This is a genomic window from Rhizobium sp. LC145, from assembly GCF_001005825.1.
Classification (GTDB): domain Bacteria; phylum Pseudomonadota; class Alphaproteobacteria; order Rhizobiales; family Rhizobiaceae; genus Neorhizobium.
Genome location: NZ_LBHV01000001.1, coordinates 652,521 through 673,438, shown reverse-complemented (window position 1 = coordinate 673,438; position 20,918 = coordinate 652,521). Strand labels below are relative to the sequence as shown.

Here is a 20,918-nt window from a genome sequence, read left to right as displayed (position 1 = left end):
GATTTCGCTTTTCGGGTCTTGGATGGCGCGGGCAGGTCAGCAGGAGGCCTTGCCGCAGGCGCGTACATTCGCGATTTTCTCCTGGAGCGTATCGAGCCCGACTGCCCCGAAAACGGCTTCGTTGCCGACCACATAGGTCGGAGTTCCGGTCACGCCGAGATTGGAGGCGAGCTGATAGGTTTCGCGAACGAGGTTATCGTTCGGGTTTTCCGCGAGCGACTTGCGGATTGCCGCCTCATCGAGCCCCAGCGAGGTGGCGACTGCGATCGCCGTTTCTTCCGACGCGTGGGACTGGCTGCCGAGAAGCTGGCGGTGGAAGTCGGCATATTTTTCCGGCGCGAGCAGGCGAACGGCATTGGAGACCTTGTGGGCGGCCATTGAATCAGGCCCGAGTATCGGCAGCTCCTTGAGAATGAAGCGGACGTTCGGATCCTTGGCGATGATCTCGTCCATGTCCCCCATGGCGCGTTTGCAATAGCCGCAATTGTAGTCGAAGAACTCGACGATGGTGACGTCGCCGTTCGGATTGCCGAGCGAGATGTCGTGCTCGGAGTTGAAGATCGCTTTTGTATTCTCCGCGACGGCCTTGCTGGCCGTTTCGGTGCGTTGCGCCTGCTGCTTCGCCTCGAGCGCGTTCTGCACTTCGATCATGATTTCCGGGTTCTCGATGAGATATTCCCGGATGAACTCGCCCATTTCCTTCTTCTGCTGTTCGTCCAAGGCAAATGCCGGGGCGGTGAGAGCGGAAGCGGCCATTATCGTACCGGCAGCCAGGGTCTTGAACAGGCGGGTCATTGATATCCTCGTCTTTGGGGCCGGAGTCGGCGCAACATCGTCCTGATTTGCGCCGAAACTATGCCACTTGCGCTTTTCAAGAAACCGCAAAATCGTCGAGGGGAGCGCTTCCGGCTTTCACAACTGCGTATGGGCGGTAGAAAGGCTAAGAAAATCCACCGCTTTCAATAACCTAGCGGCTTTTCCGGATTCAATCTGCCAAGTCGTTGAATCAGTTTCGGAGCTCTGAGGCGGAGCCCAAAAACAAAAACGGCCGCGTCTGGCGCGGCCGTTTTCGAAGATTTGCCTGCAGCTCAGAAGAAACCGCGCCGCTGCCACCAGCCGGCCTTCTTCGGTTTCGACGGCTCGCCGCCTTCTTCCGCGGCTTCGGGGGCGGAGCTCTTCACCACCGGCTCGGCGGATGAGGATATGTTCGAGGCGCGGTTGGCGCGGGCTGGCTTTGTGGCGTCATCCTGCTCTCCGGCTTCCTCCGCTGCAGGGGCGGGTTCGGCAGCGCTTTCCGCAGGCTCTTCGCCGAGCGCCGCATCTGCCTGCTCGGCAATCGCCTCGACGGGAGCCGGTGCTTCCGCTGCCGTTTCCTCGGCAGGGGAGGCCTCGGCCTTGGCCCGCCGCGACCGGCGCGGTTTTGCCGGCTTGCTTTCCGCAGGCTCTGCAGGCTCGGCGGGCGTAGCTGCCGCGACCGGCTCTTCGGCTGTCGCGGGCGAAACGGCTTCTTCCGTATCCTCGCCGGCCTCTTCAGCAGCTTCTTCGGCTGCCGTCAGCTCCTGCTCTTCGCCGTTGCGGTTGCGACGACCACCACGCTTGCCGCGGCGGCGGCGCTTGCGGCGGTTTTCTTCGTCGCTCTCGGTGCCGAGAGAAACCTGATCTTCCTCCGCGCCCTCGTCTTCGTCGCCTTCATCGTCGCCGTCCTGATCGGAAACCGTATCGCGGTCAGCTTGCTCGGCTTGGGCATCCGCTCCGCGTTCGCCCTTGTTGCGGCGGCGGCGGCGACGCTTGCGCTTGCGGCCGTTCTGCTCTTCTCCGTTGCCGGAAGCAGCGGGCGCCGCTTTGCTTTCGACGATTTCCTCTTCCTCTTCGTCCTCCTCGATGACGATATCGTCATCTTCCTCGACGGGGATGGCCGCAAACTGCATCAGGCTTTCGATCTTGATCGGATTTTCCACCGCCTCACCGCGATCGATCGCAAAGTGGCTGGAGCCTATTCCATCGTCCGATTCGATGAAGATCGAGACGCCGAAGCGCTTCTCGTAATCGACCACCGTGTTGCGCTTGTAATTGAGCAGGTAGAGCGCGGTTTCGGGCGTGGTGCGCACGGTGATGTCGTGCGTCGTGTTCTTCAGCAGGTATTCCTCGATGCCGCGCAGAACGTGCAGTGCGATCGAAGACTGCGAGCGCACATGACCGGTGCCGCCGCAATGCGAGCAGATCTGCGTCGTCGATTCGAGCACGGAGGCACGGATGCGCTGACGCGACATTTCGAGCAGGCCGAAGTGGGAGATGCGGCCGACCTGGATGCGGGCGCGGTCGTTCTTCAAGCAATCCTTCAGCTTCTTCTCGACGGCGCGGTTGTTGCGCTTCTCTTCCATGTCGATGAAGTCGATGACGATGAGGCCGGCAAGGTCGCGCAGTCGAAGCTGGCGGGCTACCTCCTCGGCAGCCTCCAGATTGGTCTGCAGCGCCGTTTCCTCGATCGAATGCTCGCGGGTCGAGCGGCCGGAGTTGACGTCGATCGCCACCAGCGCTTCGGTCTGGTTGATGATGAGGTAGCCGCCGGATTTCAGCGTCACCTGCGGCTGAAGCATGCGGTCGAGCTGGGCCTCGATACCCGAGCGCGAGAAGATCGGATGCAGGTCGCGGTAAGGCTGAACCACCTTCGCGTGGCTCGGCATCAGCATCTTCATGAAGTCCTTGGCTTCACGATAGCCTTCCTCGCCCGCAACGATGATCTCGGAGATATCCTTGTTGTAGAGGTCGCGGATCGAGCGCTTGATGAGAGAGCCTTCCTCGTAGACGAGGCAGGGTGCGGTGGAGTTCAGCGTGAGCGTGCGCACGTTTTCCCACAGGCGCATCAGGTATTCGAAATCGCGCTTGACCTCGACGCGGGTGCGGTTCGCCCCGGCCGTGCGCAGGATCACTCCCATGCCCTGCGGCACGTCGAGTTCGCGGGCGATCTCCTTCAGGCGCTTGCGGTCCTGCGGGCTGGTGATCTTGCGGGAAATGCCGCCGCCGCGCGCCGTGTTCGGCATCAGCACCGAATAGCGGCCGGCGAGCGAGAGGTAGGTCGTCAGCGCAGCGCCCTTGTTGCCGCGCTCTTCCTTGGCAACCTGGACCAGGAGGATCTGACGGCGCTTGATGACTTCCTGGATGCGGTACTGCTTGCGCGGCTTGCGCACCACGCGGTCCGGCACCTCTTCCATTGCGTCTTCGGCGCCGACCGATTCGATCTCTTCCTTCTCGTGGTGATCGTCATCGTCGTCGTCCGCATCGTCGTTGCGACCGCGGCGGCTCGTGACGTCCTCGGAGATGGTGTCGGTTTCGACCATGGCGGCCATTTCGCCGGGCGTGGAACCGTCGTCGCCCTCAGAAGCGGGAGCGGGCTCCGTCGTCTCCGTGGCTGCGGCTTCAGTGACCTTCTTGCGGGAACGGCTGCGCTTCGGCTTGGCCTTCGGCTTCTCGGCCGCCTCGACGGACGCGGCTTCGGCCGTTTCGGCCTCGACAGGCTCGCCCGCGCTCGCCACGTCGATATTCGGCTGTTCCTCGTTTGCGAGGTCGACCACCGGATCGGCTGCCTCGGCCTCAGCGATCTTGCGCTGGTCCTCGGCTTCCTGCTGCATCAGCGCCTGCCGGTCGGCAAGTGGGATCTGATAGTAATCCGGGTGGATTTCCGCAAAGGCCAGGAAGCCGTGGCGATTGCCGCCGTAATCGACGAAAGCGGCCTGCAGGGAGGGCTCTACCCGCGTAACTTTCGCCAGATAGATATTGCCGCGTATCTGCTTCTTGTGCTGTGATTCGAAATCGAACTCTTCGATCCGGTTGCCACGAACGACAACTACCCGCGTCTCCTCTTCATGAGACGCATCGATAAGCATTTTGTCTGCCATAGAAATTCTGCTCCTCGGCGCAGCCGCACGGATGCACATAGGCCTGCCGCAAGGGCAGGCCTATCGTGCATTGTGGCCATTGCGCCGGATAAAGATGTTCTCGTCGGGCGCGACAATTGCGGCAACCGGAATGCCGAAGGGGCTTCAAGCTCCCTCAGTCTGTCCTGGTTCTGCAAATTTTGCCGCAACATAAAAGTCCAAACGAGAACGACGAACCTTAGACCCCCAAGGGGTCCGATGAATGTGCTCCGTGTGAGCGTGGGTGGCGTGCCACCCGGTACCGTTCCGGCCACCGCCGGTTTGATCGAGTATCAGGAAAAAGTGTAGCGACGGCGGATGAATATCGGCTTACGGCGCCAGGTTCCTCGTTGGCTGGCTGCCTGCCGACAGACTATCCCGTCAACACTTTAACCCTCATGCGCGTTGTATGGTTTATCTGTCACAATAGCAAGGGAAAAGCCTGATAGGGGCGAGGCCTGCCATATTGCGGATGGAATTGCGGGCCTTATGAATGCGATTGCAGCAGGGCTCGATTCGCCCGCGCCGGGGTAGAAGGCGTTTGCCAGCGGCTTTCGGCGAGGCCATGAGACAATGACTGCGAAAGACGGCTTGAGGGAAGGGGCAAAATTGAACGGACATCTGCTCGGCGAAAGCACCGTCCGGCGGCTGATGCGAATCACTTGCGTGGCGCTCCTGTCCCTGGGGCTCTGTTCGGGCCTGTCCTCGACGCTCGCCGCGGCCGTCGATTCCAAGCCACTTCTTGCCTTCGCCGCTCGTATCGCAGGGGACAATGCGCGTACGCGGATCGTTATCGATTTCGAAGAGAAGCCCGAGTTTTCCGTTCACTATATCGGCTCGCCGGAGCGGGTGATCATCGATCTCCCGGCAACGACTTTCGCTTTTCCCGAGGCGGATCTGGCTGCGCGCGGGCTGTTCAGCGACATCCGCTACGGCACGATGGACGAATCGAGCGCGCGCATCGTGCTGACGGCCATCCGGCCCGTCCGGCTCGCTCTCGCCGAGGTCCAGCCGAACGAGCAGGGCGGTTTCCGCCTCGTCCTGGATGCTGAGATGGTATCGGCGGAAATCTTCGCCGACCTCGTGAAGAAGCAGACTTGGACCACCCCCGCAGCCGCCAAGCCGGAGGATATCACGACCGCGGCAAAGGACGACGTTTTCACGGTCGCGGTGGATGCCGGTCATGGCGGCATCGATGCGGGCGCGACGGGTGCAGCGTCGAAGACGCCTGAAAAGACGATCACGCTCGCTTTTGCCCGGGTGCTCGCCGCCAAGCTCAGCGAGCAGAAGGGCGTCGAGGCCTTTCTCACCCGTGACAAGGACACTTTCCTCTCGCTTTCCGAGCGCGTGATGATCGCACGCCAGCACGGGGCCGATCTTTTCATTTCCCTGCATGCCGACACGCTCGCCCAGAAGGACATCCGCGGCGCGACGGTCTATACCCTTTCCGATAGGGCCTCCGACCGGATGGCGGAAAACCTGGCCATGCGCGAGAACCTGTCCGACCAGCTGGCCGGCTTCAGCCTGCAGAGCGGGCCGCCGGAGGTCGCCGACATCCTGCTCGATCTCACGCGCCGCGAGACCCAGGCCTTTTCGATCACATTGGCCAATACGGTCGTCAAATCCTTCGAGGGGCAGATCGGCTTGATCAACAATCCGCACCGGCATGCGGGTTTCCAGGTGCTGCGGGCGCCCGACATTCCTTCCGTACTCCTCGAACTCGGTTTTCTCTCCAACCCCGAGGACGAGAAACTGCTGCTTGACGAAGGATGGCGCGCCAGGGTTGCCGACCTCATCGCGAACGCCGTCGTTCGCTATCGGACCCAGGCGCTTGCAGATGGCGGTTGAGACTGTTTTCCGTGGCCTTCGCGCCACATTCGCGCGGGAATATCGATCGCCTTGAGGGCAGGGTGGGGATGCGTTGGGCAGGGCCCTATTTTGCTCACATTCGAACGTTTATTCGTCCGCGACGAGACAAGGCGACTCGCGGGGGCGCTCGGCGATGCGCTTGCATGTTCCAAAGCACCGTGCAAAACGCCTCAATCCATGGCATTGTATGTCTTTAGGTGCCGAGTAAAAGCTGAGCGGTAGCATCGATGATCAGATTAATTGGTTATTTTTTCGGATTGGGTTGCGCGCTTTTTCTCGCCGTGGCCGCGGCTGTCGCGCTCTATCTGAGCGGCGTCTCGAAGCAATTGCCGGATTATGAAGTCCTGAGCGCCTATGAACCTCCGGTTGCTACGCGCGTCCATGCGGGCAACGGTGCCCTGATGGCCGAATATGCGCGCGAGCGCCGCCTCTTCCTGCCGATCCAGGCTATTCCCGATCGTGTGAAGGCGGCATTCCTGTCGGCCGAAGACAAGAATTTTTACCAGCATCCCGGCGTCGATCCGGCGGGTCTCGCCCGCGCCGTCGTCAACAATTTCCAGAACCTCGGCTCCGGACGTCGCCCCGAGGGCGCATCCACCATCACCCAGCAGGTCGCCAAGAACTTCCTTCTGAGCAGCGACCAGACCATCGACCGCAAGGTCAAGGAAGCGATCCTTTCCTTCCGTATCGAGCAGACCTATTCCAAGGACAAGATTCTCGAACTCTACCTCAACGAGATTTTCTTCGGCCTGAACTCCTATGGCATCGCGGGCGCGGCTCTCACCTATTTCGACAAGTCGGTGACAGAGCTTACGACGGCCGAGGCGGCTTATCTCGCCGCTCTTCCGAAGGGTCCGAACAATTATCATCCCTTCCGTCGCGAAGCGGCCGCCGTCGAGCGCCGCAACTGGGTCATCGATCGCATGGCGGAAAACGGCTACATCACCGCTTCCGAGGCGGACGACGCCAAGAAGCAGCCGCTCGGTGTCAAGACACGCCGCGGTGGCGTCCATCTCTTCGCATCCGACTTCTTCTCCGAGGAGGTCCGCCGGCAGATCATCGATAAATACGGCGACAAATCGCTTTATGAGGGCGGCCTTTCCGTCCGCACGTCGCTCGATCCCGATCTGCAGTCCCTGGCTCGCCGCATTCTCCAGAAGGGCCTGGTCGATTATGACGAGCGGCGCGGTTTCCATGGACCGCTCACGAAGGTCGATATCTCACCGGATTGGGGCGCCGCCCTGATCAAGGCCGTTGCCGACGGCAAGGCGCTCGACCTTCGCGACGTGCCCGAATGGAGACTCGCTGTCGTTCTCAACGTTTCGGCCAAGTCCGTCGAAATCGGCCTTCGCCCGGAGACAGACGGCGGCGGCAAGGTCGAGGATAAGCGCGCCACCGGCACGATCTCGGCAGCGGACATGAAGTGGGCGTTCCGCGACGCGACCGGCGAACGCAGGACCGCCAGGTCGCCGGAAGGCGTGCTGGAACCCGGCGACGTGGTCTATGTCGAGGCCCTCGAAGAGGGCGGAGATGCCTACCGCCTGCGTCAGCCGCCGAAGGTGCAGGGCGGTTTCGTGGCCATGGACCCGCATACGGGCCGCGTTCTGGCCATGACCGGCGGCTTTTCCTATTTCCAGTCGGAGTTCAACCGCGCGACGCAGGCCATGCGTCAGCCGGGCTCGTCCTTCAAGCCTTTCGTCTACGCGGCGGCGCTCGACAACGGATATACGCCCGCCTCGGTCATTCTCGACGCGCCGATCGAACTGGTTTCGGGCGGCCAGGTCTGGAAACCGGAGAATTACGGTGGCGGCTCGGCGGGCCCGCAGACCCTGCGGCTCGGCATCGAGAAGTCGCGTAACCAGATGACCGTCCGCCTGGCCCAGGACATGGGCATGGAGCTGGTCGCCGAATATGCCGAACGCTTCGGCATCTACGACAAGATGCTGCCGGTGCTCGCCATGTCGCTCGGTTCGGGTGAGACCACGGTGATGCGGATGGTTTCCGCCTATGCGGTGATCGCCAATGGCGGCAAGCAGATCAAGCCGACGGTTATCGACCGCATCCAGGACCGCTACGGCAAGACGATCTTCCGTCATGAGGAGCGCGTCTGCGAAGGCTGCAATGTCAGCAACTGGGCAGGCCAGGAAGAGCCGATCATCGCCGACAGCCGCGAGCAGGTGCTCGACCCGATGACCGCCTACCAGATCACGTCCATGATGGAAGGCGTCGTCACGCGCGGTACCGCCGCCGGCAAGATCCACGTCACCGACCGTCCGGTCGCCGGCAAGACCGGTACGACCAACGACGAGAAGGACGCCTGGTTCGTCGGTTTCACCCCCAACCTTGTCGCAGGCCTCTATATCGGCTTCGACACGCCGGCTCCGCTCGGCCGTGGCGGCACCGGCAGCTCGCTGGCCGCCCCGATCTTCGCCGATTTCATCGAGGAGGCCGTGAAGCGCTCGCCGCCGGAGAAATTCCACGTTCCGGAAGGCATGCAGTTCATTCCCGTCAATCGCAAGACCGGCATGGCTGCGGCGGAAGGTGCTCCGGACACCATCATGGAAGCCTTCAAGCCCGGCACCGGCCCGGCCGACGTCTTCGCGGTCATCGGCATGACCGACAACCTGCCGCCGGAGCAGATTCTGCAGACCTCGCCGCAGGCTCAGCAGGCGGTCACCTCCGGCATGCCGGGATTGTTCTAAGTCGCTTGTCGTGAACAGTCGCGCCGGCCGCGGGACTTTACATCCGCGGCCGGCGCAACTATGTCCACGGCACTTCGAAACACTGAAAATCGAGAGTGAAGAAAAGCGCCATGCGTGCCGAAATCATCAATGTGGTCGACGAAATCAAGCAGGCCATAAGCCTGCTGAGGAGGCATCTTTGACTGGGACCAGGCGGTAAGACGACTGGACTGGTTGAACAACAAGGCAGAGGACCCGAACCTCTGGAATGACGCGGCCGAAGCACAGAAGCTGATGCGCGAGCGTCAGCAGCTCGAAGACGGCATCGGCGGCGTCAAGGCCCTCGAACGGCAGCTTTCCGACAATATCGAGCTGATCGATCTCGGTGAGGAGGAGGGCGACGAGGCGATCGTCAAGGAAGCCGAGGATGCCCTGAAGGCGCTGAAGGCGGAATCCGACCGCCGGCAGGTGGAGGCCATGCTTTCCGGCGAGGCCGACGGCAACGACACCTATCTGGAAGTGCATTCCGGCGCGGGTGGCACCGAGAGCCAGGACTGGGCCAACATGCTCCTGCGCATGTACACCCGCTGGGCCGATCGCCAGGGCTTCAAGGTGGAGCTCATGGAAGTGCATGACGGCGAAGAGGCCGGCATCAAGTCGGCGACGATGCTCGTCAAGGGTCATAACGCCTATGGCTGGCTGAAGACCGAATCGGGCGTCCATCGCCTGGTGCGGATTTCGCCCTATGACAGCAATGCACGCCGCCATACCTCGTTCTCGTCCATCTGGGTCTATCCGGTTGTCGATGACTCCATCAACATCGACGTCAACGAAAGCGATTGCCGCATCGATACCTACCGCTCCTCCGGCGCGGGCGGCCAGCACGTCAACACCACCGATTCGGCCGTGCGTATCACGCATATCCCGACCGGTATCGTCGTTGCCTGCCAGCAGGAACGCTCGCAGCACAAGAACCGCGCGAAAGCGTGGGAGATGCTGCGTGCGCGTCTCTACGAGGCCGAGCTGAAGAAGCGCGAGGAAGCCGCCAATGCCGAGGCCGCCTCCAAGACGGATATCGGTTGGGGACACCAGATCCGCTCCTACGTTCTGCAGCCCTATCAGCTCGTGAAGGACCTGCGGACCGGCGTCGAAAGCACCGCGCCGGGCGACGTGCTGGATGGCGAACTCAACGCGTTCATGGAAGCGGCTCTCGCCCATCGCATCAGCGGAAAGCCCGATGCCGCCGTGGCGGACGTCGACTGACTTTCCCGAGCCTTGAAATGATGAAAAGGCGGCCGGATTGGAAAATCCGGCCGCCTTTCCTGTTGAAGGGAGCGCCTATTCCGCGGCGGCGGCGACGGCGCTGCGCTCGCTGCGCAGCACGACGAGCGTCAGCAGGAAGACGATCACCGAGCAGATGGCGATGACGGTGACCATGGGCAGCGAGGTGCCGTCCGCGAACAACCCGCCGATTCCCACCACAATTGCGGATGTCACGAACTGGATCATGCCCATCATGGCCGAGGCGGTTCCGGCGATTCGGCCATGATGTTCGAGTGCCAGCACGGCCGCGGTCGGGTTGATCATGCCGAGGAAGCCGTATCCGCCGAAGAGGAAGGCGGCCATGACCTCCAACTGGTCGATGCCGAGCGAGGTGACGAAAGCCAAGGCCACCATCATGGCGGAATAGCCCACGACAGCGCCACGAATGACCTTCCTGAGGCCGATCTTGCGGGAGAGCCAGCCGTTCATCTGCGACATGCCGATGAAGCCGACCGCGTTGACCGAGAACACGATGCTGTAGAAGGAAGGCGAGAGGCCGTAGTGCTCGATCAGCACGAAGGACGAGTTGGCCACATAGATCATGTAGCTGGACATGCCGAAGGAGGCGATGAAGACCAGCCCCAGGTAGTAAGGGTCTTTCAGGAGCGTGGCATAGGCTTTGATTGCGCTGCCGATGCTGCTTTCGGCGCGAAGTGTGGCGGGCCGCGTTTCCTCCAGGAAGAAGATTGTGACCGCAAGGACTACGCCGGCAGCCCCGACCATGACCCAGAAGATCAGCCGCCAGTCGCCGAATACCGTCACGATGCTCCCGGCCAGCGGCGCCAGGATTGGCGAAACGCTGAAGACCAGCATCAGGCGCGACATCAGTTGCGCGGCGGCCGGCCCGGTATGCAGGTCGCGAACGATCGCCCGCGAGATCACCACGCCCGCGCAGGCGCCCATACCCTGCAGGAAGCGGAAGACGATCAGCCATTCGATCGATGGGGAAAGCGCGCAGCCGATGGCGCCGATAGCGTATAGGCCAAGACCGACATACAGGGGCCGCTTGCGGCCGAACATGTCGGACACCGGGCCGTAGACGATCTGCGAAACCGCCATTGCCGCGAAGAAGGAAATCAGGCTTGCCTGGACCGCATGGCTGTCGGCGTTCAGGTGTTCGCTGATGGTGGGAAGTGCTGGAAGATACATGTCGAGCGCGAAAAGCCCGACGGCCGAGAGCAGCCCGAGTGTAAGAGCATGGGGAAGAGCTCTGGTCTGCATTGGAAAAAACCTTTCCCGTCACCACATCCGCCGTGGAGACGGCAATGCGCAGGACGATTGTGAAAGAATGGAAAAAATGAGAGCCGGTGAGTGCGATATCGCTCGCGATCGTCACTCATGTAAATAATTTTGGACACAATTGTCCAATTCGTCAAGTGCCGTTATGTTGGTGTCATGAAAAATTCGTCTGCCGAAATTGAGCAAGCCTCCACATGGCCGCCGGCGCACAACAAGCGCCAGGCGATCCTGAATGCCGCCGCCGATGTTTTTGCGGAGCAGGGCTATGCGGGCGCCAGCATCGATGCGATCGCTGCTCGGGCAGGCGTGTCGCGTCAGACGATCTATAATCAGCTCGGGGATAAGGATAATCTCTTCAAGGTGGTGGTGACCGAGATCACCGAGCGCTCGACGGCGGGTTTCTTTCGGGTGCTGGATACCTTTCCGGTAGCACCGAAGGATATCGAAAAGGAGCTGACGGAGTTTTCCGTCCGGCTTTTGCGCAAGGCGATCTGCGATCCGAGCGGCCGCTGGCTGCGCAAGCTCGTGGAAACCGAAGGCGTTCGCTTCCCGCAGCTCTTCGAGACCTGGAAGGAATATGGGCCTGGAAAAAAATATCCGGCGGTCGCCGCGCGTCTCGCCCAACTTGCCCATGCCGGCTATCTGGAACTCGATGATCCCGCACTGGCTGCCCGCCAGTTCATAGCCCTGCTGGCGATGGATCTCCGCATCGATCAGCAGCTCGGCCGTCAGACGCCCGACGAGGAGATCGAGCAGATGGCGGCCAATGCGACGCGCACCTTCCTGCGCGCCTTCGGCAAACGGTAGCTCTTCCGATTCCGGCGGGGATCAGTTGTTGAACTGCTCGGCGAGAATCCGGTCGGACCAGGAGTGGTTCGGATCTGAGAGGATGCGGGCGGTCACCTCCGTCGACTGTTCCACCCTGACATGCAGCACCGATTTGACTTCCGCATTGTCTGCCACCGCGTTTACCGGGCGTTTTTCCGGTTCGAGGATGTGGATATCGACGCGCACGTGATTCGGCAGCAACGCACCCCTCCAGCGGCGGGGGCGAAAGGCCGAGACCGGCGTCATGGCCAGAAGCGGCGCCTCGAGAGGCAGGATGGGTCCATGGGCGGAGAGATTGTAGGCCGTCGAACCAGCGGGGGTGGCGACCATCAAGCCGTCGCAGATCAGCTCCTCCAGCCGCACATGCCCGTCGATCTCCACGCACAGCTTGGCCGCCTGGTAGGATTGCCGGAAGAGATAGACCTCGTTGATGGCAAGCGCGACCGAACTCGATCCGTCCTCGTTGGTGGTCGTCATCTTCAATGGGTGAAGTTCGTTCTCGATGGCTTCCGCCACGCGTTCGCGGAGATTTTCCCTGTGATAGTCGTTCATGAGAAAACCGACCGACCCGCAATTCATTCCGTAGATGCGCTTTCCGGTATTGATCGTCTGGTGCAGCGTCTGCAGCATGAAGCCATCGCCGCCGAGCGCTACGATCACGTCGGCATCTTCGATCGACGTGTTGCCGTAAAGGCGCAGAAGCTCTTCCAATGCGCTCTGCGCTTCCGGCGCGGTGGAGGCGATGAAGCCCAATGTTTTGGGCGGAAGCGTCTTCTTCGGCAGGGACATGGAGCGAAGCCTCGTGGAACCACCGGCCCTTGGTACATGAAAGAATGCTTTCCGGACAAGGCTCTTGCGGTCGGAGCGGTACGGAGTTCGGCCCCGGCCGGAAAAAGACGCCCGGCCAGCGTCGAGTTTTCTCTTTACAGGAAGGGAAAATCTGCTAACTCCCCACGTCATTGGATGCCCTTGTAGCTCAGTTGGTAGAGCACCTGATTTGTAATCAGGGGGTCGCGGGTTCGAACCCTGCCGGGGGCACCAGTAAATCCTTACTTTTCAGCGTTCCCACCTGATACCTAATGTACCGCGTTTTACCGGACGTTTCGCGTTTTCCAGTTTGGTCTCATCCATTCTGGGTACGGCGGAGGCTGTCCAGGGGCACAGTGTCGTAGAGTTGCATTGATTGCCTCGCTGCGCTTCGGGCGCACTTCCCCCGAATGAGACCATAGTCCCAAGCTGACCTAGGACCTGATACCGATGCCAAGTTCACCGGGCAGCGATAGATATCCAGGCTCTCGAATAGATGAGTGGAGTGGCCCTATGGCTAAGGTGTTCCTTGTGGCTATGTCGCTAGTGCTGGTTGGCTTCTGGAGTTCTGTCGGCGCTGTGATGTATTCACTGCTCAACTGAATGACGCTCAAAGTGTCGGCCTCAAATCTAGCGTAGCGTAACTTTTGATTCTCGCTTATTCTGGCCTCAGGCAATGGAGGTTGCCTGAGGGAGGAGCATTTGAGCGATACGATATTCGGATTCCTGGTAGCGGCAGAACTGTCAGCACTATTCTGGGCGGGACTGCTGATTCTGGCCTTTTAGCCTGCTGCCAGTTCTCGTCCACTTGGTCGAAGATCTCCGGTGCATCCACGCGCGCCCGGCTGCGCAGCAGAGTAGGATGGCGGCATGAAGATGCGTGCTCTCGACCATATCGTCCTTTGCGTCGCCGATGTCGCGGCCACTCGCCGCTTCTATGAGCGCGTGCTGAACATGGAATCGCGGGAGGAGCGGCCGGGGAAATGGTCGCTGCATTTCGGCGCCAACAAGATCAGTATTCAGGATGCCGCCGCATCACCAGCCATTGCACGAGAGACGGTCCCCGGCAGCGGTAATTTCTGTTTACTGACCGATACGCCCATGGATGCCGTCGTCCGATATCTGACGCGTGAGGGCGTGGAGATTGTCGACGGACCGGGCGAAAGGGCCGGCGCGATGGGAAGAATCCTGTCCGTTTACTTCAAGGACCCGGATGGCAATCTGGTAGAGGTCAGCAACCAACTCGAATAGCGGCCTGGGTCCCGCCTACCCGACGATCCCCCGCGCGATGAAGCTGGGATTGGCGAAATCGGCATCCTCGGACTGGCCTGTCTTGCCGTAGCGAAGCGGTAGCCCGTCGAGTTCCAGCGTCATTCCACCGGCTGCGCGAAGCACGGCATCGCCGGCGGCGGTATCCCATTCCATGGTGCGGCTGAAGCGCGGATAGAGGTCGGCCTTGCCTTCGGCCAGAAGACAGAACTTCAGCGACGACCCGATGCAGCAGATTTCGGCCGCTCCGGACTGCTTGAGATAGGCGTCGGTTTCGGCATTACCGTGTGTACGGCTGGCAACGGCGACCGGAGGGGAGGCGGCCGGACGCGCATGGATCGGCCGCCGGGTGGCGCCGGAAAGGTCGTCGGCGATTTCGAGCTTGCATGCGCCCTCGGGACCGCCGCAATAGGCAACGCCCAGGGCCGGCGCGTAAACGACGCCAAGCACCGGGCTTCCCTGTTCGATCAGCGCGATATTGACGGTGAAGTCGTTCCGCCCGCCGATGAATTCCTTGGTTCCGTCCAGTGGATCGACGAGGATGAAGGCACGGTGCGCGATTTCCGGCACGCGGCCGGCCGCAACGGACTCTTCCGCAATCACCGGAATATCCGGGCAATGCGCGGCAAGTGCTGCAAGAATGATCGCTTCGGCGCGTTCGTCGGCCTCGGTCACCGGCGTGCAATCCGCCTTCAACCTGTAATCCGGGCCGGCGCGATAGATATCGAGAATGATCTTGCCGGCCGCCAGGGCGGCCTTTTCGAATATATCAAGCATGGAACCCATGTCCGGCATCTGCGGCATCCTCGTTGTCTTCCGCATGCCATGTTTGCGGCAAGGTTTCGAGTCTTTTAGGCCCGTATCCGGCGTTCCATCACCGCAAGCCTCCATGCGGGGCGGCGCGATGGGCGTTGGTGAGGATGCGACCCGCATTTCCCAAAAGCCTGCGCCCGATCATGCCGAGGATCGCGAAGAGTTCGGAAAAGAGCTCGCGGATTCGAGGTTCCTCCTCGATCGGAGGCGCAGCAGGAGCCTCCCACAACGCCTGTCTCCTGATGATGGGATAGATATCGGCGCCGGAAAGCTGCGGCTCGGGCGCGGGGCGGGTATCGGCCGATGCCGCCCAGTTCTCGCCCAGGAAGGTTTCCGGCCTCACGTGAAAGCCGGCCTGGAGGGCAGCCTCTATGAAGTCGGCTCGCGCAAGTCCGGCAATGGCTCCGCCCTTGAGCACGTCGCGACAGGACTTGACCGCCTGGGCATGCGTTTCGCCGCCCTTGTCCGGCCATGCGCCGACCAATAACCTGGCCGCGACGAAGGTGTCGGGCACTGTTACCCGCCTTCCGCCCGCTTCAAGGACGACGGGCCTTCTCCAGCTTCCTCGGTCCATGCACGCTCCTGTAGAAGGATGGTGCATGAGGACATACAAAGCTTGCGCCGGGGTTGCAGCCAGACGTCGTGGCCGTCAACCCGGCACGGCGCCGGATCTCAGAAGATGCTGGCGCGTCGCGTAGAGCGCGACGGCGGCGGCGTTCGAGACGTTGAGGGATTTGATCGCGCCCGGCATGTCGAGTCGCGCCAGATCCTGTACCGTCTCCCGCGTCTTCTGGCGCAGGCCCTTGCCCTCGGAGCCGAGCACGAGGGCGATACGGTTGCCGGAGAAAGTACCTTCCAGAGGCGCAGGTCCTTCCGAATCGAGCCCGATCGTCTGGAAACCGAGCTCATGCAGTTCGCCGAGTGCATCCGCCAGGTTGGTGATCTGGATATAGGGAATGAGTTCGAGCGCACCCGAGGCGGATTTGGCCAGCACGCCCGATTCGGTCGGGCTATGTCTCTGGGTGGTGACGATCGCGCCGGCGCCGAAGGCGACGGCCGAACGCATGATCGCGCCGACATTGTGCGGATCGGTGATCTGGTCGAGCACCAGGAGAAGGGGGCTGTCCTTCAGGGCTTCCAGCCGCCGGACGGGCAGAGGCCTCGTTTCCAGCATGGCGCCTTGGTGGATGGCCTCGGGTCCGAGCACCTTGTCGATCTCCTGCGGAGAGACGAAATCCACAGGGAAGGGAAGGGCCGGTGCCTCGCCGATATCGAGCCGCGCGAAGGCGTTCTGCGTGACGGAGAGGCGGATGATCTCCCGTGCGGGATTGTCGAGCGCGGCGCGAACCGTATGCAGGCCGTATAAATAGACTTGGTCCGGCTGCAGCTGCGGCGGCTTCCAGGTGTCGGCGCCGGGCTTCTGCCGCTTCTTTGTGGAAGGCGTTGGAATTTCGCCGCGCTCGCGCTTGGCGTCGCGCACGGCCCGGCGCAGCGTTGCATAGTGGCTGTCGCGGCCGGATCTGTCGGATTTGTCATCTTTGCTCATGGCGCCTTATAGCGGCGCCGGCTCGTTCGGCAAAGCCCCGTGCAGGAAAGGCCGCCCGCAGTCCGATGATTATTTTCCGCATTTTTCCAAAAAGCTCGTGTTGACAGACGAGGACGGTACGGTCATATACGCGGCGCAGATCGCGGGACGGCCTTTCGAACCGCCGATCTGACGAGCTTGGTCAATTGATCCAGACGGAAAACTGGAGGGATGCCCGAGTGGTTAAAGGGGACGGACTGTAAATCCGTTGGCTCAGCCTACGTTGGTTCAAATCCAACTCCCTCCACCATTCTGTCGCCGGATCGGACCACCCCGCGGGTATAGCTCAATGGTAGAGCAGCAGCCTTCCAAGCTGAATACGCGGGTTCGATTCCCGCTACCCGCTCCAAGCTTTTCAACCACTTGGCTATAGCCCATTTCACTCGGTCGCGCGGCGAAACCGAGCGCATGAGCAAATGTTGATTCGCGCGCCGCTCGGGGAGGAGAGCTTCCCACCCTGGAACCGCCGAAGCTGGCCAAGCTTCATACCTGCTTTACCTTCTTCGAGCCATATGACTGGCGCGGCTTGTACCGCGCCCTACTCTTTATCGTGTTCGTTGAAATAGAGAGGTCATATGATGCGTAAATTCATTCTCGCAGTATCGCTTTTTGCTCCTGCCGCCGCTGTCGCGCAGGACCTGCCGACGGCTCCTTATCTGCCCCTCGAATTGGCAACCAAGGCAGCACAAGCCGCGCTGGAGGCCTGCGCCGCCGAGGGCAACAGGGTCAGTGTCGCCATTGTGGGGCGCGACGGCGGAACCAAAGTGCTGCTCAAGGCCGACAATTCCGGCCCGCACACGGGGTCCAGCGCCGAAGGAAAGGCATTCACCTCCGCCGCACTGGGTCGCGACACCGCGGGACTTTCTGAATTTGTATCCTCGCAGCCCGCAAATGCTGGCATGCGCGATATGGATTCGCGGATGGTCATCCAGGCCGGTGGTCTGCCGATCAAGATCGGCGACGCGCTGGTGGGCGGGATCGGCGTGGGCGGCGCCCCTTCGGGCGATGTCGACGCCAATTGCGCAGCCGCCGGGATCAAGGCGATCGGCGGCGCCGAGTAAGCCCGAGCGGTGGCCTGCAGGGCCACTGCCATCTCACCGGGGCGGTCTGTTCGGCCCCGGTGATCTAAATCTATCTGTAAGTTATCGAAGAAGGAGCTCTCAATGCGCCTGTTTTTTGCCTCGGCTCTGTCACTCGTGATCACGGCGCTCAACGCTCACGCCGCCGCACCCGACGGCGCGAAGCTGTCGGAGATCGTCGCCAAAATCGAACAGACTCCGGATGTGGAATATGTCGATGAAGTGGATTGGAACGATCGGGGCTATTATGAAATCGAGTATTTCATGAAGAATGGCGCAAAGGCCGAGATCAGGATCGATCCCAAGACGGGCGAGGCTGTCAGGTAAGATCCGGCAGAGTGACGCGGATGATGGAAAAGTCTCGCGGTTCCGTTGGCCTCTCAGGCTGAATGCATGGGGGGACGATTCCCGTTTGCCGCGCCTCCATTGGCGCGAAAAATCTCATTCATTGGAATTGTAAGCCTACGAGGCTCGGCACACCTCGTGTGTGATCCGCCGTGCCGAGCCTCGAGATCGCGGCCCGGGATTGGCTGGGGTTGGCCGCGACGCCGCCAAGCTGTCTCCGCCCCTTAAATGGTTCCAGCGCTGTTAAGGCGTATGGTTAGCGGGTCGTGAATATCCACAACATCTGTTCCGATCCGGAACATTTGCCGGTGTTGGCCAGTGTCGGGTGGCTAGCCGACGCCGACTGCGTGCCTGGGGGGCAGGGGAAGCGATCGGGGAAATCATCTGCGAAAGGGGCTGCTGTTCTGTGCGGAGCGGGTAGATTGCCGGACGATCGGAAGCATGGTCCGTGGCCGGGAAGGTGCCCTTGCGGCGCGTCTCCCCTTGTCCCGGCGGCTGGCCGCAATTATGTCTTGCGCATTCTTATGGAAAGCCTTAAACGGCTGCACCAAACCCGGTCGCCGGGTCCACCTTTATGTTCACAGGAAGCATTCAATGGCAAAGAGCAAGTTTGAGCGCACGAAGCCTCACGTCAACATTGGCACGATTGGTCACGTTGACCATGGCAAGACGTCCCTGACGGCGGCCATCACCAAGTATTTCGGTGAGTTCAAGGCTTACGACCAGATCGATGCGGCTCCGGAAGAGAAGGCGCGCGGGATCACGATTTCGACGGCGCACGTCGAGTACGAGACGCCGAACCGTCACTATGCGCACGTCGACTGCCCCGGCCACGCCGACTATGTGAAGAACATGATCACCGGTGCGGCGCAGATGGACGGCGCGATCCTGGTATGCTCGGCTGCCGACGGCCCGATGCCGCAGACGCGCGAGCACATCCTGCTGGCCCGTCAGGTCGGCGTTCCGGCGATCGTCGTGTTCCTGAACAAGGTCGACCAGGTCGACGACGCCGAGCTTCTCGAGCTCGTCGAGCTTGAAGTTCGCGAACTTCTGTCGTCCTACGACTTCCCGGGCGACGACATTCCGGTCATCAAGGGCTCGGCGCTTGCCGCTCTGGAAGATTCGGACAAGAAGATCGGCGAAGACGCGATCCGCGAGCTGATGGCAGCGGTCGACGCCTACATCCCGACGCCTGAGCGTCCGATCGACCAGCCGTTCCTGATGCCGATCGAAGACGTGTTCTCGATCTCGGGCCGCGGCACGGTGGTGACCGGCCGCGTCGAGCGCGGCATCGTCAAGGTTGGTGAAGAAGTCGAGATCGTCGGCATCCGTCCGACCTCGAAGACGACGGTGACCGGCGTTGAAATGTTCCGCAAGCTGCTCGACCAGGGCCAGGCCGGCGACAACATCGGCGCACTGGTTCGCGGTGTGGACCGCAACGGCGTCGAGCGTGGCCAGATCCTGTGCAAGCCGGGTTCGGTCAAGCCGCACAAGAAGTTCAAGGCAGAAGCCTACATCCTGACGAAGGAAGAGGGCGGCCGTCATACGCCGTTCTTCACGAACTACCGTCCGCAGTTCTACTTCCGTACGACGGACGTGACGGGCATCGTGACGCTTCCGGAAGGCACGGAAATGGTGATGCCGGGCGACAACGTGACCGTTGACGTCGAGCTGATCGTTCCGATCGCCATGGAAGAGAAGCTGCGCTTCGCGATCCGCGAAGGTGGCCGCACCGTCGGCGCAGGCATCGTCGCCTCCATCGTCGAGTAATTCTCTCTATAGAGAATGCAAGGAAGGCCCCGCCGGAGACGGCGGGGCCTTTCGCTTGGTCGGGGAAAGGGCGCCTTACGGGCGTCACCTTCCGGTGACTTTCCGGGAGTGGAGAAGCACGCCCGACAAAACGGCGGGCTTTTGAAATTTCCTCCGCAATAGTGCTTGTCATCGCGGATCAAGTTGAATATGAAGCCCGCGTGTCTCCCGGTCGGCGCTGATTGGCCGATCGCGAGGGCGACTTAGGGGTATAGCTCAGTTGGTAGAGCGGCGGTCTCCAAAACCGCAGGTCGGGGGTTCGAGCCCCTCTGCCCCTGCCATGCCCGAACGATGGGCGCGGATATCTGCAGCGGGATCGTTGGGAAGCGGCTGCCGGGAAATCGGCAAAATTTCATCGAACATTCTTTTTCCCCTTGTGAAAAGGGAATGGGGTGTTTATGTAGGTCAAAACAGACACGCGGTGCGTGGGGCTGAGCGAGATCGGCTTTACGCGCCGTAATTGCGTGGGCAGTCGATGGCATCTAAAACCAATCCAGTTACGTTTCTGCAGCAGGTTCGCTCTGAGGCGTCGAAAATCACGTGGCCGTCTCGTCGCGAGACAATGATCTCAACGGCCATGGTGCTGTTGATGGTGGTTTTTGCCGCGCTGTTTTTCTTTGCCGCGGACCAGCTTATAGGCTGGCTGATCAGGCTCGTTCTGAACGTCGGCAACTGATTTTGTGGAGATGAACATGGCGGCGCGTTGGTACATCGTCCACGCATATTCGAATTTTGAGAAGAAGGTCGCCGAGTCGATCGAGGAGAAGGCTCGCCAGAAGGGGCTGGGTCATCTCTTCGAAAAGATCCTGGTGCCGACCGAGAAGGTCGTTGAGGTGCGTCGTGGCCGCAAGGTCGATTCCGAGCGCAAGTTCTTTCCGGGCTACGTTCTCGTCCGGGCGAACCTGACCGACGAGGCTTATCATCTGATCAAGAACACGCCGAAGGTCACGGGCTTCCTCGGTTCCGACAACAAGCCGGTTCCGATCCCGGATTTCGAGGCCGAGCGCATTCTCGGCCAGGTCCAGGAAGGTGTGGAGCGGCCGAAGTCCTCCATTTCCTTCGAGATCGGCGAGCAGGTCCGTGTTTCCGATGGTCCGTTCGCGTCCTTCAACGGCGTTGTGCAGGATGTCGATGAAGAGCGGTCCCGCCTTAAGGTCGAGGTTTCGATCTTCGGTCGTGCGACCCCGGTCGAGCTCGAATACGGTCAGGTCGAGAAGGTCTGATTTTCTGAAATCCGCGATCGGTCGTCATTGACGGATCGCGGGTTGCGGCGCTTGCCGCAATCGCGTGGGAGAGGTGGGTGCCTGAAGCCGGGCTCCATGTTCGAACCACGCAACCGCAGCCGCCGGAGCGATCC

Annotated in this window: 17 protein-coding genes and 4 tRNA genes; 14 read left to right on the top strand and 7 right to left on the bottom strand. The window is 61.4% G+C overall.

The features are described 5' to 3' along the window. Positions 1-36: 36 nt before the first annotated feature. The gene (locus YH62_RS03455) at positions 37-795 is read right to left on the bottom strand and encodes a DsbA family protein (protein WP_046792719.1); all 759 of its coding nucleotides are present in this window, start codon (positions 793-795) and stop codon (positions 37-39) included. Positions 796-1,088: 293 nt separating this feature from the next. Further along, on the bottom strand, positions 1,089-3,896 hold the full coding sequence (locus tag YH62_RS03450; RefSeq protein ID WP_046792718.1) for a ribonuclease E/G: 2,808 nt from the start codon (positions 3,894-3,896) through the stop codon (positions 1,089-1,091). 669 nt (positions 3,897-4,565) lie between these two features. Between YH62_RS03450 and YH62_RS03445 the strand changes: the two genes are divergently transcribed. From YH62_RS03445 to prfB, 3 genes are all read left to right on the top strand, one after another. Beyond that, on the top strand, positions 4,566-5,762 hold the full coding sequence (locus YH62_RS03445) for an N-acetylmuramoyl-L-alanine amidase (RefSeq protein ID WP_046793022.1): 1,197 nt from the start codon (positions 4,566-4,568) through the stop codon (positions 5,760-5,762). Between the two features lie 248 nt (positions 5,763-6,010). Further along, positions 6,011-8,485, top strand: a complete 2,475-nt coding sequence (locus YH62_RS03440) for a penicillin-binding protein 1A (RefSeq protein ID WP_046792717.1) — start codon at positions 6,011-6,013, stop codon at positions 8,483-8,485. A 110-nt stretch (positions 8,486-8,595) separates the two neighbouring features. Then, positions 8,596-9,727 (top strand): peptide chain release factor 2 gene (gene prfB, locus YH62_RS03430; RefSeq protein ID WP_170986333.1). Its coding sequence is split into 2 segments (ribosomal slippage): positions 8,596-8,664 and positions 8,666-9,727, totalling 1,131 coding nucleotides; the frame shifts between segments, so codons are not numbered across the junction. A 75-nt stretch (positions 9,728-9,802) separates the two neighbouring features. Here the strand turns inward: prfB and YH62_RS03425 are convergent. Beyond that, positions 9,803-11,008 carry a multidrug effflux MFS transporter gene (locus YH62_RS03425; RefSeq protein WP_046792714.1) on the bottom strand — a complete coding sequence of 402 codons (1,206 nt, stop codon included), beginning with the start codon at positions 11,006-11,008 and terminating at the stop codon, positions 9,803-9,805. Between the two features lie 174 nt (positions 11,009-11,182). On the opposite strand from YH62_RS03425, the gene YH62_RS03420 reads away from it, so the two are divergent. Next, positions 11,183-11,833, top strand: coding sequence for a TetR/AcrR family transcriptional regulator (locus tag YH62_RS03420; protein WP_046792713.1), 651 nt, complete (start codon positions 11,183-11,185; stop codon positions 11,831-11,833). 21 nt (positions 11,834-11,854) lie between these two features. Here YH62_RS03420 and YH62_RS03415 read toward each other — a convergent pair whose 3' ends face one another. Continuing rightward, complete coding sequence (locus YH62_RS03415; protein WP_046792712.1) at positions 11,855-12,643, bottom strand: NAD kinase; 789 nt, start codon at positions 12,641-12,643, stop codon at positions 11,855-11,857. A 176-nt stretch (positions 12,644-12,819) separates the two neighbouring features. On the opposite strand from YH62_RS03415, the gene YH62_RS03410 reads away from it, so the two are divergent. Together YH62_RS03410 and YH62_RS03405 are read left to right on the top strand one after the other, a co-directional pair. Next, positions 12,820-12,895: transfer RNA gene (locus YH62_RS03410), tRNA-Thr, on the top strand. A gap of 636 nt (positions 12,896-13,531) precedes the next feature. After that, positions 13,532-13,912: a VOC family protein gene (locus YH62_RS03405; protein WP_046792711.1), complete on the top strand. Its 381-nt coding sequence runs from the start codon at positions 13,532-13,534 to the stop codon at positions 13,910-13,912. 15 nt (positions 13,913-13,927) lie between these two features. Here the strand turns inward: YH62_RS03405 and cysQ are convergent, their stop codons facing one another. The 3 genes from cysQ to YH62_RS03390 form a co-directional block, all read right to left on the bottom strand. Continuing rightward, complete coding sequence (cysQ, locus tag YH62_RS03400) at positions 13,928-14,707, bottom strand: 3'(2'),5'-bisphosphate nucleotidase CysQ (protein WP_046793021.1); 780 nt, start codon at positions 14,705-14,707, stop codon at positions 13,928-13,930. Between the two features lie 97 nt (positions 14,708-14,804). Next, positions 14,805-15,317 carry a DUF982 domain-containing protein gene (locus YH62_RS03395; protein ID WP_280950036.1) on the bottom strand — a complete coding sequence of 171 codons (513 nt, stop codon included), beginning with the start codon at positions 15,315-15,317 and terminating at the stop codon, positions 14,805-14,807. A 75-nt stretch (positions 15,318-15,392) separates the two neighbouring features. Next, the gene (locus tag YH62_RS03390; RefSeq protein ID WP_046792709.1) at positions 15,393-16,289 is read right to left on the bottom strand and encodes an RNA methyltransferase; all 897 of its coding nucleotides are present in this window, start codon (positions 16,287-16,289) and stop codon (positions 15,393-15,395) included. Positions 16,290-16,493: 204 nt separating this feature from the next. Between YH62_RS03390 and YH62_RS03385 the strand changes: the two genes are divergently transcribed. The 8 genes from YH62_RS03385 to nusG all read left to right on the top strand — a co-directional run bounded on the left by YH62_RS03385 (position 16,494) and on the right by nusG (position 20,784). Next, positions 16,494-16,578 (top strand) — tRNA-Tyr (locus tag YH62_RS03385). 25 nt (positions 16,579-16,603) lie between these two features. Further along, positions 16,604-16,677 (top strand) — tRNA-Gly (locus tag YH62_RS03380). A 226-nt stretch (positions 16,678-16,903) separates the two neighbouring features. Further along, the gene (locus tag YH62_RS03375) at positions 16,904-17,389 is read left to right on the top strand and encodes a heme-binding protein (RefSeq protein WP_046792708.1); all 486 of its coding nucleotides are present in this window, start codon (positions 16,904-16,906) and stop codon (positions 17,387-17,389) included. A gap of 102 nt (positions 17,390-17,491) precedes the next feature. Continuing rightward, positions 17,492-17,734 carry a PepSY domain-containing protein gene (locus tag YH62_RS03370; RefSeq protein ID WP_046792707.1) on the top strand — a complete coding sequence of 81 codons (243 nt, stop codon included), beginning with the start codon at positions 17,492-17,494 and terminating at the stop codon, positions 17,732-17,734. 612 nt (positions 17,735-18,346) lie between these two features. Beyond that, positions 18,347-19,522: an elongation factor Tu gene (tuf, locus tag YH62_RS03365; protein WP_046792695.1), complete on the top strand. Its 1,176-nt coding sequence runs from the start codon at positions 18,347-18,349 to the stop codon at positions 19,520-19,522. 244 nt (positions 19,523-19,766) lie between these two features. Continuing rightward, positions 19,767-19,842: transfer RNA gene (locus YH62_RS03360), tRNA-Trp, on the top strand. Between the two features lie 194 nt (positions 19,843-20,036). Further along, positions 20,037-20,237 carry a preprotein translocase subunit SecE gene (secE, locus tag YH62_RS03355; protein WP_046792706.1) on the top strand — a complete coding sequence of 67 codons (201 nt, stop codon included), beginning with the start codon at positions 20,037-20,039 and terminating at the stop codon, positions 20,235-20,237. 16 nt (positions 20,238-20,253) lie between these two features. Further along, positions 20,254-20,784, top strand: coding sequence for a transcription termination/antitermination protein NusG (nusG, locus tag YH62_RS03350; protein WP_046792705.1), 531 nt, complete (start codon positions 20,254-20,256; stop codon positions 20,782-20,784). Positions 20,785-20,918 lie beyond the last annotated feature (134 nt).